Source organism: Synechococcus sp. R55.7 (genome assembly GCF_047461955.1).
Taxonomy (GTDB): Bacteria; Cyanobacteriota; Cyanobacteriia; order Thermostichales; family Thermostichaceae; genus Thermostichus.
Genome location: NZ_JANSIC010000143.1, coordinates 4,178 through 6,468, shown reverse-complemented (window position 1 = coordinate 6,468; position 2,291 = coordinate 4,178). Strand labels below are relative to the sequence as shown.

Annotated in this window: 2 protein-coding genes; one reads left to right on the top strand and one right to left on the bottom strand. The window is 58.1% G+C overall.

Translation table 11 applies throughout. From position 1 onward, the window contains the following. Positions 1 to 6: 6 nt before the first annotated feature. Positions 7 to 1,269, bottom strand: a complete 1,263-nt coding sequence (locus NW820_RS08570) for a class I SAM-dependent methyltransferase (protein WP_414407247.1) — start codon at positions 1,267 to 1,269, stop codon at positions 7 to 9. Between the two features lie 85 nt (positions 1,270 to 1,354). Between NW820_RS08570 and NW820_RS08565 the strand changes: the two genes are divergently transcribed. Beyond that, entirely contained in the window at positions 1,355 to 2,173 is an 819-nt protein-coding gene (locus tag NW820_RS08565; RefSeq protein WP_414407246.1) for a hypothetical protein, read from the top strand. Positions 2,174 to 2,291 lie beyond the last annotated feature (118 nt).

The window sequence follows — 2,291 nt, the reverse complement described above, 5'->3', positions numbered from 1 at the left end:
AGCTGCCTATTGCAGCATCAAAAAAAGAAAGTCTTCTAGGTTGGTTAGGAAGGTCAGCACCTCAGCGGTTGTTCGTTCTTCATCTGGGGATCCCAACTGGACGGCCTGTTGAATCAGCTCTCGAACCGGCGTTGGTCCTTGAAGCAGTGGCGCCAACCAGCTCACTTTCTCGGCAGGGATGCTGATCCGCCCGTGGGTGGCCCCTGTCCACTGCATTTCGTAGGGCCGCTTCTCTTGCAGGGCTTTGCTGTACTCCTGGCGAAAGCGGGGGTTGTCCATCAACAGGGGATTGAATTGTACGGATCCCGACAGCCAATCTTCGTCGCTCCAGGGCAGCACCGGCGAAGAGCCGGCATGCTCGGCCCAGAAGTCGATGAGGCGATGGACAGGGCGAAGGAGTTCATACAGATGCAGCCGCTCCATGATGCTGAGGGTTGCCAACCGCTGCCGCACAAACTCAGGCACCTCTTTAAACAAAGACTCCACCGACCAGTCGGGCCTATCCACCAAGCTCAAAAAGCTCAACCCCGCCTGCTGCAACATGCGAAACAGGTCGGGGATCGTGAACCCCTTGTCGTTGGAGAGTAGGTAATTATTCATAATGGCCGCATCTTCGGCATAGTTGGCCGGGTTCCAGAGCACCGCCTGGGCCACTTCTTCTCGCAGGGATCCCATGAACTCCCGCACATTCTTGGCCCCTACTGCTGGCGGAACGTCAAATTGCCCCACCTTTTGCAACCCCTCTTGCAGGCGGAAAAACACCTGCCGTTGGTAGCGGCTGTGGAGATTGGCCCGGATGATGCCATCGGGCTTGAGGACATTTTTCATCGCCCGCAGGCCCTCGGTGGGATCCTCCAGCAAATACAAAACATCATTGAGGCTAATGAAATCGAATTGGATCCCCAGGCGATCCAGCTCCAGCAGATTGAGGACATAAAATTCGGCATCTGTGAAGCCGTGGTGGCGCAGGCGTTCCTCGGTAAGCTTGACCGAAGCCGGAGACAGATCACAGGCAACGATCTGGGCCCCTGGATTGGCCTCAGCCATCATCAACGTTTCCCAACCGGAGCCACAGCCGGCATTCAACAAAACCTTGCCCTCTGGCGGGACGATAGCATGGGTGCGCAGGTACTGAGCCGTGGTGTAGCTCATCTTAAACATCTCCGGCAGGGCGTTGCGGGCCGTCTGCGAGAGGGGCACATTGGGGTAAGGCAAAGCCTCGTAAAGGCTTAAAGCCCGTTCTGAAGCCGAGAGGGCGGAGCTGGCCATGGGCAGGGGAAAGGCTCAACGGTTCAATTTATGATTGAGTGTAGCCCTGGTCGCGACAGCCTCAGGGATCCGCAAAAAACTTGCCATGGCTACTGCTTCCTTGCCCCGTCGCCGCTCTCGCTTCTCCCTGGCAGGCACTCTGGCCGCCGTTGGGGGGGCGTTTCTGTGTGGGATCCTGGTGGTGCGGCTGCAATTGCCGATGCTGGAGCGGATCAATCTGGGAGAATTGGAAAATGCCGAGGCCCGCAAAAACCGCAACATTGCCCTGGCCAATACGCTGGGGTGGCTGGGCTACCGCAACTTGGGGGCTTCCTGGCTGTGGCTGGAGCTGATCCAGTACTACGGGGATGCACCGGCCCGCGCCCAGACTGGCTATGGCCTGGCCTACGACTACTTCGATCACATGCTGCGGCTGGATCCCCGTTTCTTCTTGGGCTACCGGCTCTCTAGTTTGGTGTTGGCCTATCGGGCCGGCCAGCCGGAAAAAGCCGTCGAGATTTTGGATCGCGGCTTGCAGCAGTTCAACCCCCAAAACAACCCTGACGCCTGGCGACTTTATGTGGATCGCGCCCTACTTAACTTTATGTTTCTGGGGGACGCGGAAGCGGGCCGCACCGATTACTACCAAGCTGCTGCCTGGCGAGAGCAGGTGGGCCTGCCTGGAGATGAATTTCGCCAGTTGGGGGATAACATTGCCCGCAGCCCCCTCAGCCGCCGTTCCCAATTCGATGTTTGGCTGAGCGTGTATAACTCCACCACCGACCGGGATACCCGCCTGTTTGTCTTGGAACAACTGGTCCAGTTGGGTACCGTGCTGCAAACGCTGCCTACGGGGGAGATCGAGATCCTGCCCCCTCCTCTGCCCGACTTCCCCGACGAAGAACCCTATCGCTTGCGCCTGTGATTTGATCCGGGGGACAAAGATTGCGCCTTAGGGCTGTGACGTTGCCCCAAAAGGTGAGCTAAACTCTAACCCAAATTAAGCCAACCCAACGGGCCGACTCTTCAAGAGCCGCAGCTTT

Coding starts and splice junctions, on each gene's coding strand:
- NW820_RS08565 (WP_414407246.1), top strand. CDS start 1,355: ATGGCTACTGCTTCCTTGCCCCGTCGCCGCTCTCGCTTCTCCCTGGCA.
- NW820_RS08570 (WP_414407247.1), bottom strand. CDS start 1,269: ATGGCCAGCTCCGCCCTCTCGGCTTCAGAACGGGCTTTAAGCCTTTAC.